The organism is Pseudomonas fluorescens (assembly GCF_900215245.1).
Classification (GTDB): domain Bacteria; phylum Pseudomonadota; class Gammaproteobacteria; order Pseudomonadales; family Pseudomonadaceae; genus Aquipseudomonas; species Aquipseudomonas fluorescens.
Genome location: NZ_LT907842.1, coordinates 5126491 through 5140201 on the forward strand (window position 1 = coordinate 5126491; position 13711 = coordinate 5140201).

General features: G+C 61.7%; 13 protein-coding genes. 5 read left to right on the top strand and 8 right to left on the bottom strand.

Annotated elements, in window-relative coordinates; all coding sequences use genetic code 11:
• Nucleotides 1-63 precede the first annotated feature (63 nt).
• A complete protein-coding gene (locus tag CPH89_RS23830) occupies nt 64-666 on the bottom strand; it encodes a TetR/AcrR family transcriptional regulator (protein WP_053256309.1) in 603 nt (200 codons plus the stop codon).
• 83 nt (nt 667-749) lie between these two features.
• Between CPH89_RS23830 and CPH89_RS23835 the strand changes: the two genes are divergently transcribed.
• Complete coding sequence (locus tag CPH89_RS23835) at nt 750-1349, top strand: NAD(P)H-dependent oxidoreductase (RefSeq protein WP_053256308.1); 600 nt, start codon at nt 750-752, stop codon at nt 1347-1349.
• On the opposite strand, the gene CPH89_RS23840 is transcribed toward CPH89_RS23835, so the two are convergent.
• Together CPH89_RS23840 and CPH89_RS23845 are read right to left on the bottom strand one after the other, a co-directional pair.
• Complete coding sequence (locus tag CPH89_RS23840; protein WP_053256307.1) at nt 1350-1739, bottom strand: hypothetical protein; 390 nt, start codon at nt 1737-1739, stop codon at nt 1350-1352.
• Between the two features lie 31 nt (nt 1740-1770).
• A complete protein-coding gene (locus CPH89_RS23845; protein WP_053256306.1) occupies nt 1771-3027 on the bottom strand; it encodes a 3-phosphoshikimate 1-carboxyvinyltransferase in 1257 nt (418 codons plus the stop codon).
• A 438-nt stretch (nt 3028-3465) separates the two neighbouring features.
• On the opposite strand from CPH89_RS23845, the gene CPH89_RS23850 reads away from it, so the two are divergent.
• A complete protein-coding gene (locus tag CPH89_RS23850; RefSeq protein WP_053256305.1) occupies nt 3466-4095 on the top strand; it encodes a lytic polysaccharide monooxygenase auxiliary activity family 9 protein in 630 nt (209 codons plus the stop codon).
• Nucleotides 4096-4101: 6 nt separating this feature from the next.
• Here CPH89_RS23850 and CPH89_RS23855 read toward each other — a convergent pair whose 3' ends face one another.
• Both CPH89_RS23855 and CPH89_RS23860 read right to left on the bottom strand, forming a co-directional pair.
• Nucleotides 4102-4656, bottom strand: a complete 555-nt coding sequence (locus tag CPH89_RS23855; RefSeq protein WP_053256304.1) for a UPF0149 family protein — start codon at nt 4654-4656, stop codon at nt 4102-4104.
• A 95-nt stretch (nt 4657-4751) separates the two neighbouring features.
• Complete coding sequence (locus CPH89_RS23860; protein ID WP_053256303.1) at nt 4752-5999, bottom strand: chloride channel protein; 1248 nt, start codon at nt 5997-5999, stop codon at nt 4752-4754.
• Between the two features lie 191 nt (nt 6000-6190).
• Between CPH89_RS23860 and CPH89_RS23865 the strand changes: the two genes are divergently transcribed.
• Nucleotides 6191-7003, top strand: a complete 813-nt coding sequence (locus CPH89_RS23865; RefSeq protein WP_053256302.1) for a crotonase/enoyl-CoA hydratase family protein — start codon at nt 6191-6193, stop codon at nt 7001-7003.
• Between the two features lie 5 nt (nt 7004-7008).
• A complete protein-coding gene (gene nudC, locus CPH89_RS23870; RefSeq protein ID WP_053256301.1) occupies nt 7009-7842 on the top strand; it encodes an NAD(+) diphosphatase in 834 nt (277 codons plus the stop codon).
• On the opposite strand, the gene CPH89_RS23875 is transcribed toward nudC, so the two are convergent.
• The 3 genes from CPH89_RS23875 to CPH89_RS23885 form a co-directional block, all read right to left on the bottom strand.
• A complete protein-coding gene (locus CPH89_RS23875; protein WP_053256300.1) occupies nt 7810-8589 on the bottom strand; it encodes a TSUP family transporter in 780 nt (259 codons plus the stop codon). The genes nudC and CPH89_RS23875 overlap by 33 nt on opposite strands.
• A 195-nt stretch (nt 8590-8784) precedes the next feature.
• Nucleotides 8785-9501 carry a phosphatidylcholine synthase gene (gene pcsA / locus CPH89_RS23880; RefSeq protein WP_053256299.1) on the bottom strand — a complete coding sequence of 239 codons (717 nt, stop codon included), beginning with the start codon at nt 9499-9501 and terminating at the stop codon, nt 8785-8787.
• Between the two features lie 149 nt (nt 9502-9650).
• Entirely contained in the window at nt 9651-10571 is a 921-nt protein-coding gene (locus tag CPH89_RS23885) for a class I SAM-dependent methyltransferase (RefSeq protein WP_053256533.1), read from the bottom strand.
• Between the two features lie 190 nt (nt 10572-10761).
• Between CPH89_RS23885 and mdeB the strand changes: the two genes are divergently transcribed.
• Nucleotides 10762-13440 carry an alpha-ketoglutarate dehydrogenase gene (gene mdeB, locus CPH89_RS23890; RefSeq protein WP_053256298.1) on the top strand — a complete coding sequence of 893 codons (2679 nt, stop codon included), beginning with the start codon at nt 10762-10764 and terminating at the stop codon, nt 13438-13440.
• Nucleotides 13441-13711 lie beyond the last annotated feature (271 nt).

Here is a 13711-nt window from a genome sequence, read left to right on the forward strand (position 1 = left end):
TTGCTGGCTGCCGTCATCGCGGGTCATCACGCTGTAGCCGTCGGCATCGGCGTCAAGAATGATTCAAGCGCGCGCCCGGTTGACCATCGCCAGAATCGTCGCCAGCAACTCCTGCTGCGCCTCTTCGCGGCTGATCTCGCCACTGGCCGCCGCATGGGACAAGGCCTCCGCCGCGCCGAGCATGGCGCGCATGGCCGCCTGGGAAACAGTGGCGCCGGCTGCAAACGGCGCCAGGGCGTCCCGGCATTTATCGAGGAAGATCGCCTCGTATTTGCGCTTGAGGGTTTCCAGCTCCGGCGAGCTGCTCAAGGCGGCAATCACGCCGGGGATTTCCCGGCCTTGCAATAACACGCAATCGACATAGGACGAGGCAATCACCCACGCCCGGTCCGCCAATGTTGCGGCGCTGGCGTCCAGGGCATCGGCCAGCACCTGGTTCTGGCGCCTGTCGAAGTCCTCGTAAAGCGCCGCCAGCAACCCGGCGCGGGTGACGAAATGGTCATAGACCACCGGTTTAGTCACGCCCGCCAGTTCCGCCAGGCGGCCAAGGGTCAGGGCTTCGGTGCCTTCATCGCTGACCAGTTGCCAGGCCACGTCCAGCAATTGGCGAAGGCGATCTTCGCGTGCAAGGCGTCGACGAGGGGCAGGGGATTCATCGCTTGACATGCTTATATACCAAAAGTAACTTAAGGGTCGTAACTTACTAAAAGTAGCTTAAGCGCAGACTAAACTGAAACGGAGTCAATGTCATGCACGCACTGCTCGTTGTTGCCCACCACGACCCCAAATCCCTGACCCACAGCCTCGCCGTGCAAGTGGCGGCAGGGCTGACTGCGGCCGGCCATACGTACGAGATCGCCGACCTCGCCGCCGAAGGCTTCGACCCGCGCTACACCGCCGCCGACCATCGGGTTCACCGCACGCACGCCGAACCGCCCGCTGATGTGCTTGCCGAACAGGCCCGTATCGACCGCGCGGATGCACTGGTGCTGGCGTTCCCGATCTATTGGTGGTCGCTGCCGGGCCTGCTCAAAGGCTGGGTCGACCGGGTGTTCGTCAACGGCTGGGCGATTGATTACGGCCCGGACAGCCCCGTGGTGAAAAAACTGCGGCATTTGCAGGTGCATCTGCTGGCAGTTGGCGCAGCGGACGCAAGCGCGTTTGAACGACATGGTTATGCCAAGGCGATGCGCACGCAGATTGACTACGGGATTTTTGATTACTGCGGCGCACAGGTGGTGACGTCGAAGTTGCTGCTGGAGTCGGAAAGCGGCACGGCGCAGGCGCATTTGCACACGGCGAAGGCGCTAGGGCAGGGCCTGTTTGCAAACGAGACGGTCGCCGGGTAGTCAGCCTTCGCGGAACAAATCGTGGGCGTCGAGCAGGCGGTAGGCAATTTCCGGGCGTTTTTCCATGCCTCTGCGAATCGCCGCCGGGATGGCTTGCCGGGTTTTACGGCACATACCGGGCAGCTCATCGAGGGTGATCAGAATCCCGCGCATGCTCTTCACCTCGGTGTGCCCCGGCGCGACATGCACGCGGATACCCAATAGCTCGTACATCCGCTGTTGCATGTGCTCCAGGTCCTGCAGGCTTTTGAGGTCTTCAAGGCGTTCGATCAGCTTTTTCTCTTCCTGACGCGTCAGGCTGAGGACGCGCAGGTCGGCGTCAGGGGCTTGCAGCAGTTGTTCGCGATCGCAGACACACACGCCGGGTGGGCAGGGTTGGCGAATTGTCATGATCACTCCCTCCCCATGCCGACGCGTTGGATCAGTAGCTCAGCGCAACCCCAAGACTGCCCAGGGCCTTCCAGTATTCAGGGTAGGTCTTGGCGACGCAGTCCGGGTCTTGAATACGCACCCCGGAGACCTTCAGGCCTGCCAGCGCAAAGCACATGGCAATGCGGTGGTCGGCGTGGGTGTCGATCAGCGCGGTGCACGAGGTGCCGGCCAACGCAGGATCGCTGGCGACGAGCAGGTCGTCACCTTCGATGCTCGCCAAACCTGGGCGGATTTGGTTAAGGCCGTCGTGCAGCGCCTGTACGCGGTCACATTCTTTCACGCGCAGGTTGGCCAGTTCGGTGAAGCGCACCGGAGTATTGTTGAATGCGGCCAGCACTGCGAGGGTCGGGATCGCGTCCTGCATTTGTGAGCCAACGACGCTGGCCGGCATGTGCGGGAACTGGGCAATCACGGCTTGCGCCTTGGCGTCCGGCTGGGTGAAGTCTTGCGCGGCGACGCCAATGTCGATGTGGCCGCCGGTCAACACTTCAGCGGCCCACAAGTAGGTGGCGGCGGAGGCGTCGGGTTCGATCAGGTAGTCATGGGCGGTGTAGCCGGTCGGGGCGACGCGCCAGCGGGTGTCGTCAACCACCTCCACTTGAGCGCCGAACGCGCGCATGCAGTCCAGGGTCAGGTCCACATAGCCACGGGCGCCAATGTCTTTGCCGGTCAACGCCACTTCAATCGGCGCTTCGCCGCATGCGGCAAGCATCAGCAGGGCCGATACGTACTGGCTGGACAAGCCGCCATCGATTTCAAAACGTTTGGCCTTGACCTTGCCCACGCCATGCACGGTCACTGGCGGGCAACCGGTTGGGCTGTCGACGCGGATACCGTTCTGGCCAAGGGTCGCCAGCAGCGGGCCAATCGGGCGTTTTTGCATGTAGTCATCGCCGTCCAGCACCACCGTGCCTTCGACCGTCGCCACCGCCGCGGTGAGAAAACGCATCGCGGTGCCAGCATTGCCGAGAAACAGCGGTTGCGTGGGCAATTGCAGTTTGCCTGAGCCGGTGACCACGAAAGTGGTGTCGTCCGGCTCGTCGATGGTCACGCCCATCTGGCGCAGGGCCACCGACATGTGGCGGGTGTCATCACTCTTCAACGCGCCGCTCAGGCGGCTGGTGCCCTTGGCCAGGGCTGCCAGCAACAGGGCACGGTTGGTAATGGATTTGGAGCCGGGCGGCGCGACCTTGCCGTTCAGGGGGAAATTAGGCGGTGTAACGGTCACGGTTTTCTGCGAACTCAAGGTACAAGGCTCCTGATCAAGGCAAGGTGGTGCGCAGTGGCGCGACGGACGGACCGAATAATCAGCCAAACACGCCACGCTTGTCGAGCAGGGATCGTTGTACGGCGCGTATTACGGCGCCATCAGCCGATTCGCCTGGCGGTGGGTAGCGCTGCAGTCGGCGACCTGGCGCGCCACTTCGATCTTGCGCGCCAACAGGCCGACACTCCCTGCATTGGCGTCGAGTTGGCGACTTATCCCTGCCTCAGCGTGTAGCCGTACCGCGCGTTACCGAGTAGGACAAGTGACAAAATTGATGCAGGACAAAGGCCTTTACTCCGCGAAACGCAGGCGAAGTATGACGTTTCCGAGAGAAGCGTCGGCTGGACAATAAAACGCAGCGAGGTAAGTTCGAAGCGTGCCCCATGACGGGGCTTATTCAATCAAGGAGTGAATGAAATGAACAAACCCGAGACTCAACTCAGACATGGTCGCGTCGTGACACCGGCCAGCCGTGGTTCCGTGGCAGTCGAACGCGGGCTGTTGGGCAACTGGCAAGTCAACGAGATGGAAGGTGGCAAGAACTTCCCTGCACTCACCGCCGGGCCGTTCCCTGCCCCCTATGAAACCGATGACCCCAGCGTCACGCCGCCTGGCGATGGGCATATCCTGAGCGGCGGTAAAACCGACGACCGTGACTGTATTAACTTCACCGACGAGGAAATGAGCAAAAAGCTCAATACCCCGTTTAACTGGCCGTTGCTGAATGTCGAGGCGGGCCAGGTGTTCAAGGTGCAGTGGGAATACACCGCCGCCCACGTCACCCGTGGCTATCGTTGGTTGATCACCAAGGATGGCTGGGACCCCAAGCAGCGCATCAGCCGCGCTCACCTGGAGGCCAAGCCGTTCTTTGAAGACTTCTACACCCAAGTGCCTTACTACCAGCACTCCGGTGAAATGAAAGCCAAGGTCGAACACCAGGTCACCCTGCCTAAAGGCAAGAAGGGCCGGCACGTGGTGGTGTTGATGTGGATCGTGGCCAACACCGGCAACGCGTTTTATCAGGCGTTTGACCTGGACTTCAAGTAAGCCCGATTAACGTTGGCTCAACCAGTAATCATGTAACGCCCGCACGGCCGGTTCGATTTCGCTGACCCGCTGTTGATGGGCGTTTACATCCAGGTCCGCCGGCAACTCGAAGTTATCCTGCTCGGCGCACCAGGAAATTTTCTCCCACTGCGCGGCCTGTTCGGCGGGCAGTTCCGGCCAGTTGCCAATCGCGGCACCGCGGATATAGCCAAAGCACCATTCTTCGGCAAGCGTGACGGCTTGGCCCTGATGTTCGGTGTCATCAAAGCGGGCCTTGAAGGTGTGCGCGTCGGTTGCCAGTTGCGCCGCCAGGCTATTCATATGGCGCACGCACAGTTCGAGGAAGCGCTGGGCCTCTTCAACCTGTTCCCAGGCCGGGTTCTGCCCACCCCAGATCGCCGGGAACCACTCAGCGACTTCCACTTGAGCCGGGCTTGACACCAGCGCGGTGAAGTAGCCGTCGAGTTCGGCCAGGTTCAGCACCGAGTGATCGTCGCCGTACTTGAGCAAGGTGTCGTCGATGAATTCGAAATCGGCAGGGGCGAGAGGTTGGGCGTGCATGGCATTTCCTTTGAGCGTCGAGCGCCGCTGCTGGGCGGCTTAAAACGCGAAGAATGGCGCCTGGGCGAGCTTTTTTCCAGTGTTTTTACCGGGACTTACCCGCGACGTTGGCACAGCTTGCTCACGCACATTGCACCCACCACGGCGAGAATGATCGGCACCAGAAAGTCATGGTCGATGCGGGTAAATTCCGCCACCAGCACAATCGCGGTCAACGGCATACTCATGCTGGCCGCCAGGAACGCCGCCGCGCCGATGATCGCAAACGCACCCAGCGGCACGCCGGGCCACAGCAGGCTCCAACCACCGCCGAGGATGATCGCCAGCAATGCGCCGTTGGCCAGGCCCGGCGTGAGCAGGCCGCCTTCGGCCCCGGCGCGCAGGCTGCTGGCGGTAATCAGTACCTTGACCAGCAGCAGAATGGCGGCCAGGCCGATGCTCAGTTCATTGTCGAAGCCCAATTGCGCCGGGCCTTTGCCATTGCCGAGTATCTGCGGCAGCAGCATCGCCAGCCCACCGATAATCGTGAAGTTGATTACCGACAACACCGGCAAACGCCAGCCGCGCGCGGCATTGGCCCTGGCGGCGCCGGTCAGGCGGGTAAAGCCATAGGCGGCCACGCCAAACACCGGCCCGCAGACCAGCGCCCAGAAGATCAATGCCGGGCTCAGCACAAAATGCGGCACCTCATATTGCGATTGCGCGCCCAAACCGATCCACGCCACGGCCGCGCCCAGCGCCGAGGTCGTCAGGGCAATCACCGCCGCCGGCCAACTGAATGCCCCCACCAGCACTTCCAGCACAAATATCGCACCGCCCAACGGCACGTTATACACCGCCGCCAGCCCGGCGCCCGCACCGCACGCCACGATCAAACGGTGCATGTCCGGTTCAAGTCGCGCACGTTGCGACAACCACGTCGCCGCCAACGCGCCGACTTCACGCGGCGCCACTTCACGCCCGAGTGGCGAGCCAAGGCCCACGGTGATGATCTGCAGCACGCTGTGGGCGAGGGTGGTCTTGGGCGGCATGCTCGGCATACTGGGAGAGACCGCCTGCTTGATACTGACCAGCGGGCGACCGTAGCGATAAATCGTCCACCAGCCCAACCCGGCCACCACGCCGCACACCATCAGCACCCACAGGCGGCGTTCCGGCGGCGCAGCGGTTACGCCCCATAAAAAGGTTTCATGGCTGAGCAGGCTGTCGAGGCTGTAACCGTAGGCCAAATGCTGGATGGCATGCAGCAGCAACGCCAGGAGCATGCCGCCCAGGCCCGCGCCGATCCCGGTCAGCACGACCACCAGGGCCAGCATCAACGATGAACGCAACGTGGTCGGCATACACGGCTCCAGGCAAGGGCCCTGATTTATAGCCGATATGGCGCGCTTTCGGGATGAAATGTATCGGCGCTGCGTGAACCTGCCGCCCACACCCTTTCATTACCTTTGCCAGTCCCGTTTTTGGCCGATGCGCCGTCGCGCTCCCTTGTTATAGTTCGGGCCTTATCACTCGCCAGTCAGGGATCACTGCCATGTCCGAATACCAAGCCTTCCTCGTCGAACTTACCGGCAATGTTGCCCATGTGCAGATCAACCGCCCGGAAAAGATCAACGCGATGAACGCGGCGTTCTGGACCGAAATCATCGACATCTTCCAGTGGGTCGAAGACACCGACGCGGTGCGCGCCGTGGTGCTCAGCGGCGCCGGCAAGCATTTCTCGTCGGGCATCGACCTGATGATGCTCGCCTCGGTGGCCAATGCCTTCGGCAAGGACGTAGGCCGCAACGCACGCCTGCTGCGCCGCAAGATCCTGGAACTGCAAGCGTCGTTCAACGCCGTCGACAACTGCCGCAAACCGGTACTGGCGGCGATCCACGGCTACTGCATTGGCGGCGCTATCGACCTGATCAGCGCCTGCGACATGCGTTACGCCGCCGAGGATGCGCAGTTTTCCATCAAGGAAATCGACATCGGCATGGCCGCCGACGTCGGCACCTTGCAGCGTCTGCCGCGCATCATCGGCGACGGCATGTTGCGTGAACTGGCGTATACCGGCCGTCAGTTTGGCGCGGAGGAAGCGCGCAGCATCGGCCTGGTCAATCGGGTGTATGCCGATCAGGAAAGCCTGTTGGCCGGCGTGATGGACATCGCCCGGCAAATCGCCGCCAAGTCGCCGATCGCCGTGACCGGCACCAAGGCCATGATCAGCTACATGCGCGACCATACGGTCAATGATGGTTTGGAATACGTTGCCACCTGGAACTCGGCTATGTTGCAATCCAACGACCTGCGTGTGGCCATCGCGGCCCACATGAGCAAGCAGAAACCCGAATTCGTGGATTGACCGACATGACCCCAGGCTGGATTACCACAACGCTGCTCGACAACGACGCCACAGGCGGCTGGGCCGTCGCCCGCAGCCGCGAAGGCTTTTTGCATGACACCAACGGCCCGCTATTCCCCAGGGAATGGCTCAAGCGCCAGGACCTTTCGGTATTCGCCGAACATGGCATCGGCCACCTCGATGGCGAACCGGTGTACTTGCTTGAACTCAACTCGGCCAGTGATGTGCCGGGTTGCAGTTGGCAGGGCTTGCGCGGCTTCATGCTGCAAGGCGACCACACGCTGTACAAAGTGTTGGGTTACGCCGCGCAGATTGGCACTTGGGCCCGGGAGCACCGGTTTTGCGGCAGTTGCGGCCAGGCCATGGTCCAGGTGCCACGGGAGCGGGCGATGTATTGCCAGGCGTGCGACCTGCGCAGCTACCCGAGGATTTCGCCGAGCATGATCGTGCTGGTGACCCGTGGCGACGAGATTCTGTTGGCCCGCTCGCCGCGCTTTGTCAGTGGTGTCTACAGCACCCTGGCCGGGTTTGCCGAGCCGGGTGAGTCCGCTGAAGACTGCCTGATTCGCGAAGTCCGCGAAGAAGTGCAGGTGGAGGTCAAGAATATCCAGTACATGGGCAGCCAATGCTGGCCGTTCCCACACTCGATGATGCTCGGGTTCCATGCCGAGTACGCCGGCGGTGACATCGTGCCCCAGGCCGATGAGATCGAAGACGCGCAATGGTTCAACATCCACGACCTGCCGCCGTTGCCGGCGTCACGCTCGATTGCGCGTTACCTGATCGACCTCTACCTGGCCCGACGCTTAGGCCACGCTGAACCAGTGCTGCCAGGCTAGGCGCACCGTCAGGCCGAGGACCACGGTGATAAACACCGGGCGAATGAATTTGGCGCCGCCGCTGATCGCGCTGCGTGCGCCAAAGAACGCGCCACCCATTACCGAGAAGCCCATCGCCAGGCCGACGATCCAGTCCACCGAACCGTTGAAGATGAACACCGACAGCGCTGCCGCGTTGCTGACGAAGTTCATGCTGCGCGCCACGCCGCTGGCTTTGACCAGGTCGATCGGGTGCAGCAGCATTGTGCTCACCGTCCAGAACGCGCCCGTGCCGGGGCCGGCCACGCCATCGTAGAAGCCCAGGCCGAAGCCTTGAGTGGACTGCCATTTCTTCTTGATGGGTGCATCGGCATCCAGCGGCGCCTTGGGCGTGCCGCCGAACAGCAGGTACACACCGCAGCCGAACACGATCACCGGCAGCATTTTGTTCAGGGTTTCGGCGGGCAGGTAGTGGGCGACCACCGCACCGGCCAGGGCCCCGATCAGGGTGCCGACGATGGCATGCACCCATTGGCGCGGGTGAAACAGTTTGCGCCGGTAGAAGGTGAAGCTCGCGGTGGCGGAGCCGAACGTCGAACTCAGCTTGTTGGTGCCCAGTACCAGGTGTGGCGGCATGCCGGCGGTCAGCAAGGCCGGCGTGGTGAGCAGGCCGCCGCCGCCGGCGATGGCGTCGATGAAACCGGCGATGAAGGCAACGACGGCGAGAATGGCGAGGGTGGTCAGGTCAACGCTGAGTTCGAAGGGCATGGGCAGGGCTTATTATTGGCAGGGCGCAGCGAAAGGGCTGTACCGAAGGCCAGTATCTTACCTGTCTGATCAAGGCAGAACCAAATGTGGGAGCGGGCTTGCTCGCGAAAACGGAGTATCAGTCAACACATCTGTAACTGATCCACCGCTTTCGCGAGCAAGCCCGCTCCCACCTTTTAAATCCTGCCCACTTTATTAACGGTGTGTGCCTAACCATTCCAGCGCGGTGCGCCACACACAAATCCCGAGGAAGTAAGCCGACATCAGCGACCACAACCCGAACGTCCACGGGTTGGTATTCGGATAATCCACGACCATCAGAAAGCTGCACAGCAACCAGATGGTGGTGACCGCGATGTTGATCGGCATGAACCGCTTGACCCGGAACGGGTGCAGGAACTTCATCGGTGTCACCGTCAACAGCGCCAGGCCGATCACGGTCAGCAAGGTGACCCAGGCTTGCGGCTGGATGATGTAGACGCACAGGGCAACCACGTTCCACGCGGCGGGGAAGCCGACAAAGTAGTTGTCCTTGCTCTTCATATTCACGTTGCAGAAGCAGAACAACGACGACACCAGAATCACCGAGACCGTGAACAGGTGCGTAAAGTCCGGCAGGTCGATATAGCGGTAGATAAACAGTGCCGGAATAAACACGTAGGTCAGGTAATCAATCACCAGGTCGAGCACCGAGCCATCAAAGCTCGGTAATACCGTGCTGACATTCACTCGGCGCGCCAGCGAGCCGTCGACACCATCGACCACCAGCGCGAGGCCCAGCCAAAGCAGGCAAGCCTTGGGTGAGTTTTCCAGCAGTGCCAGGGTGGCCAGGAAGGCCAATACCACACCGGTGGCGGTAAAGCCGTGGGCGCCCCAGGCTTTGAGTCTGGCTACATGCAGGGTCGATATCACGGGCGGTTCTCCAAAAGGTGAAACGGGGCAGCCGACAACGTAACGCCGTCGAGTCTGGCCAGGGAATGCAGGTATCGACCGGGAAGAGAGGGATAAGGTTCACCTGCCCGGCGTATCACTTAGCGTAGCAAGCGTAAGACGTTTCGGCATCAGCCCTGACGGAACACCAGTGCCTTCAGACCACTTTGTGGGTCGATATCCGCAAATTCCGGTGGGTTCTCCAGCCGCTCGATGAAGCGCAGGCCCGGTGCTTCGCGGGTGACGCCGTCAATCAGGAAGTCTTCGCCGAAGGCCGGGTCGTTCATGCAAGCCAATACCGTGCCTTGCGCCGTGAGCAAATCCGGCAGGCGGCGCAGTACGCGCTGGTAGTCCTTGGTCAGTAGAAAGCTGCCTTTCTGGAAGGAGGGCGGGTCGATGATCACCAGGTCATAAGGGCCGCTGTTGGTGACTTTGGCCCAGGACTTGAACAAGTCGTGGCCCAGAAAGCTGACCTTGCTCAGGTCGTGACCGTTCAGGCGATGGTTGTCGCGCCCGCGGCTCAGGGCACCACGGGCCATGTCCAGGTTCACCACATGGTCCGCGCCGCCTTCGATGGCAGCGACCGAAAACCCACAGGTGTAGGCGAACAAGTTGAGCACGCGCTGCCCCTTGGCCTGCTCGCGGACCCAGTTGCGGCCGTAGCGCATGTCGAGGAACAGCCCGCTGTTCTGCTTTTTACCCAGGTCGATCAGGTAACGCAGGCCGCCTTCGGTGATGGTCAGCTCATCAATCGCAGCGCCCACCAGCCATTCGGTGGTGCTCTGCGGCAGGTAGCGGTGTTGCAGGGCGACCGTATGCACACCGAACTGCGCCCAATCAATTTGCAACAGGTGCTGCTTCAAAGCCTCCAGATGCGCGGTTTCTTTGAACAGGGCAACCAGCACCACGCCTTGCAGCCAGTCCACCGTCAGTTGTTCCAGGCCCGGCCAGCAGCGGCCACGGCCGTGGAACAAGCGCCGGGTTTCAGCGGGTGCGCTGGCCAGGGCGGTGAGCAAATGGGCGTGCAAGGTAGCGAGTGCGTCTGGGTTCATCATTCAGCGTCGTTCTTTGAGCGGGCGGCATTTTAAACACAGTTACGGGTTTCAGGGGGCTTCAGCACAACGTGCTGGAAAAAAGCGGATTGGCAGTGATTCATGCTCAAAGTGCGCAAGCGCACGGCGGATAACAGTCAAAAAAACCTCTGGCACCGACATAAACTGGAAAAAAAGCCCGGAGGTGCCCATGAACGGTTTCGCGCGTGCAGTCAGTCACACGGCTGTGGATCAAGTAGAACAGGACGAATGGCGTGACGCTCTGGCGTCGCTGGTGGCCAATGCCGGTCCGGCGCGGGCGCGGCAGATTCTCGACCTGCTGGCACGTGAAGGCAGCGCCCCGGCTATCGACTGGAAACCGCGCCACGGCACGCCGTATATCAACAGCATCAGCGTCGAGCAGCAGCCGGCCTTTCCCGGCGACCTCGCCACCGAAGAGCGCGTGGCCTCGCTGGTGCGTTGGAATGCCCTGGCCATGGTGGTGCGGGCCAACCAGGCGTATGGCGAACTTGGTGGGCATATCGCCAGTTACGCCAGTGCGGCGGATTTGTTCGAAGTCGGCTTCAACCACTTCTTTCGCGCCCGCAACCATGGGTTCGGCGGCGACCTGGTGTTCTACCAACCGCATTCTGCGCCCGGTATTTACGCGCGTGCCTTTCTCGAAGGGCGCTTGAGCGAAAACGACCTGGCCCACTATCGGCAAGAGATCGGAGCACCAAAAGCCGGCGCGCGCGGGCTCTCCAGCTACCCACACCCGTGGTTGATGCCCGACTTCTGGCAGTTCCCCACCGGTTCCATGGGCATCGGCCCGATCAGTTCGATTTTCCAGGCGCGATTCATGCGTTACCTGCAGCATCGCGGTTTGCTGGACACCACCGACCGCCACGTGTGGGGCGTATTCGGTGACGGCGAAATGGATGAGCCGGAAAGCATGTCGGCCCTGACCCTGGCCGCCCGCGAAGGCCTGGACAATCTCACTTGGGTGGTCAACTGCAACCTGCAACGCCTCGACGGCCCGGTGCGCGGCAATGGTCGCATCATCGACGAGCTGGAGGCGTTATTTGCCGGTGCCGGCTGGAACGTGATCAAACTGGTGTGGGGTTCCGACTGGGATGCCTTGCTCGCCAAGGACAGCGACGGCTCACTGGTCAATACCCTGTCGCAAACGGTCGACGGGCAATTCCAGACGTTCGCTGCGAAAGACGGCGCCTATAACCGCGAACATTTTTTCGGCCAAAGTGCGTCTCTGGCCAAACTGGTCGAGGGCATGAGCGACGAACAGATCGACCGCCTGAAGCGCGGTGGCCACGACATGGTCAAGATCCACTCCGCCTACCACGCCGCGCGCCGCGTCAAAGGCCAACCGACGGTCATCCTGGCCCAGACCAAAAAGGGCTTCGGCATGGGCGAAGCCGGGCAGGGCAAGATGACCACTCACCAGCAGAAGAAGCTGGATCGCGAGGCGCTGCTGGCCTTTCGCAATCGCTTCCAGCTGCCGCTGTCGGATGCGCAGACCGAATCGCTGAGTTTCTTTAAACCGTCGGATGACAGCCTTGAATTGCGCTACCTGCGTGAGCGTCGCCATGCGCTGGGCGGTTATGTGCCCAGCCGCAGCCAACGCGCAGCGCCGGTAAACGTACCCCCGGTGATGGCATACGCCGGTTTCGCCACGTTGGCGGCGGGCAAGGAAATGTCCACCACCATGGCCTTCGTGCGCATGCTCACCAACCTGCTCAAGGACAAGGCCCTGGGCCCGCGTATTGTGCCGATCGTCGCCGATGAGGCGCGCACCTTTGGCATGGCCAACCTGTTCAAGCAGATTGGCATCTATTCCAGTGTCGGCCAGTGTTACGAGCCAGAAGACATCGGCTCGATCCTCAGCTACCGCGAAGCCACCGACGGGCAGATTCTGGAGGAGGGTATCAGCGAAGCCAGCGCCATCAGTTCCTGGGTGGCGGCGGCCACCAGTTATTCGGTGCATGGCCTGCGCATGTTGCCGTTCTACATCTATTACTCGATGTTCGGATTCCAGCGCGTCGGCGATCTGATCTGGGCCGCCGCCGATCAACGTGCCCGTGGCTTCCTGCTCGGTGCCACCGCCGGGCGCACCACCTTGGGTGGCGAAGGGTTGCAGCATCAGGACGGCAGCAGCCATCTCAGCGTCGCCACCGTGCCCAACTGCCGCGCCTACGATCCGGCGTTTGCCGGCGAGTTCGCGGTGATTCTCGACCACGGCATGCGCCAGATGCTCGAACACGACGTGGACGAGTTCTACTACGTCACCCTGATGAACGAAAACTACCCGCAACCAAGCCTGCCCGCAGGTGTAGAGGCGGCGATTATCAAGGGCATGTATCGCCTGGAGGGCGGTGTCGACGCTCAGGTGCGCCTGCTCGGTTCCGGCACCCTGGTGCGTGAGGCCCAGGCAGCCGCGCAGTTGTTGGCCGAGGATTGGCAAGTGGCTAGCGAGGTGTTCAGCGTCACCAGTTTCAGCGAGCTGGCGCGCGAAGCGCGCGACGTCGAGCGCTGGAATCGCCTGCACCCGCAGGCCGCCAAGCGTTGCAGCCATGTCCAGGACTGCTTGCCCCACGGCGCACCGGTGATTGCGGTGTCCGACTATGTACGCGCGGTGCCGCAGATGATCGCTTCGTACCTGGACGCCAGCTACACCGTGCTCGGCACCGATGGGTTCGGTCGCAGTGATACTCGGGCGGCGTTGCGTGATTTCTTTGAGGTCGATCGGCACCACATTGTGCTGGCGGCGCTGACGGCGTTGGTGGAGCAGGGAAGCCTGGAGGCGCGGGTGTGCCAGGAAGCGATTGCACGCTATGGCTTGCAGACGGAGCGGGATGCGTCCTGGGTTGGCTGACTGGCGCACACCAAAGTGGGTGCGGGCTTGCTCGCGAATGCGCTGAATCCGTCGGCTGATTTATTGACTGACAGACTGCATTCGCGAGCAATGTTGCGGACTTTCAACCTTCAAGTGTACGGCTTGGTTGTTCTCCTCAGTGCTGCAGGTAAATGAAGGGCCTGAATTATCAGCCAGCTTATTTCCAGATCTGTCTGTCAGCTCATCGTGACAACGCGTCAATGCTGTGTGACAAGTCGGGCCAGCCCCCACATTTCACTTTAGGGGATCC